General features: G+C 75.6%; 2 protein-coding genes. One reads left to right on the top strand and one right to left on the bottom strand.

Annotated features, from left to right (window positions below; translation table 11 throughout):
- Positions 1-587 (bottom strand): ATP-binding protein (locus GUY59_RS46990; RefSeq protein WP_138208841.1); only part of this gene is annotated, 587 nt, incomplete at its 3' end.
- Between the two features lie 182 nt (positions 588-769).
- Here GUY59_RS46990 and GUY59_RS46995 point away from each other — a divergent pair.
- Positions 770-1,492: SDR family NAD(P)-dependent oxidoreductase (locus GUY59_RS46995; RefSeq protein WP_161715149.1), on the top strand; the 723-nt coding region annotated here is incomplete at its 3' end.

The raw sequence follows: 1,492 nt of genomic DNA on the forward strand, positions 1-1,492 counted from the left end.
CCCAGGCGCTCGGCCAGCAGCGCCGTGGCCGCCTCCCTGCCGAGACCCATGAGCGGAACCCTGCGCAGGTGGGGCAGATCGGTGCCGTGGCCCTCGTCGGCCCGCGCCGCCAGCATCAGCGCGACCGGTTCGTTGTCGAGCCGGCGGGCGACGAACGCGAGCGTCATCAACGTCGGCTGGTCCGCCCAGTGCGCGTCGTCGACGACGCACAACACCGGCCGCTCACCGGCCAGCAGCGACAGCAGCGACAGGCTCGCCAGGCCCACCAGGAACGGATCGGGCGCGCCGCCGTGCGCCCGCCCGAACAGGATGTTCAGTGCCTGCGCCTGCGGCCCGGGCAACTCGCCGACCGAACCGAGCGCGGGCATGAGCAGTTGGTGCAGGCTCGCGTACGCGAGGTCCGCCTCGGGCTCGACGCCGACCGCGCGGAGCACCTGGAAACCGGATGCCCGCTCCTCCGCGTACGACAGCAGCGCCGTCTTGCCGATGCCCGGTTCGCCGTGCAGCACCACCCCGCCGCCGCGTCCCTCCGCGGCGCGGCGCAGCAACGAGTCCAGCAGTTCGGTCTCGTCGGCTCGCCCCAGCACACGCCGAGCATAGAAAGCACCGGCATCCCTGACAATCTCCCCGACCCCGCCCTCGTCGTTCGGCCTGTGGTGGCCGGCCTGCAGATGAGACCGGCGACTTCGCCGATGCGGGGCGGGGCGGCGCCCGCCTAGCGTCGGTCGCGTACCGGAAACCCGCGAGACGAACCGGGGGCGAGGCCACCATGACGTGCGGAGCTCTGAGGGGCCGTACCGCCATCGTCGCCAGCGCCGGGCGCGGCATCGGCCACGGCGCCGCCGCGACGTCGTGCGCGCTCAGCAGGGCGGGCGCCAGCGTGGTGCTCGCCGCCCGCGACGGCCGGGCCCTGGCGGCGCTGGCCGCCCACCTGGGCGCGGCGGGTGGCCAGGCGGTCGCCGTCCCCACGGACCTGGCCAGTCCGGTGTCGGTGCGGCGGCTGGTCGAGCAGACCCTCGGCGCGTTCGGCCGCCTCGACGCCGCCTGCAACGACATCGCCTGCGCCGGGTGTTGCGCCGCCGGAGCCGATGCGGGTCCGTGCGCCGCCGACTGCGCCGCTTGGGCCGCCGACTGCGCCGCTTGGGCCGCCGACTGCGCGGCCGACTGCGCGGACGCCGGATGTGACGGCGCCGCTCAGGTGCGGGCCATGTCGCCGGCGTTGAGGTACGAGGCGGAGGCGATGCGCCGGAGCGGCGGCGGCCACGTCGTCAACCTGACGTCCTGCCGTGGTTCGCGGGCCGCCGTGATCGAGCTCACCCGCAAGGCGGCGCTTGACCTGGCAGGCTCCGGCGTCCGCGCCAACGCCGTGGTCGCCGGCCCGGTCGGTGGCGTGGTCGGTGGCGTGGTCGGTGGTGTGGTCGACGGTGTGGTCGACGGTGCGGTCGACGGTGCGGAGGGCCGAAGGGGCGGCGGGGCCGGAGACGGTCCGGAC

The sequence above is a fragment of the Nonomuraea sp. K271 genome (genome assembly GCF_009908215.1).
Taxonomy (GTDB): domain Bacteria; phylum Actinomycetota; class Actinomycetes; order Streptosporangiales; family Streptosporangiaceae; genus Nonomuraea; species Nonomuraea longispora.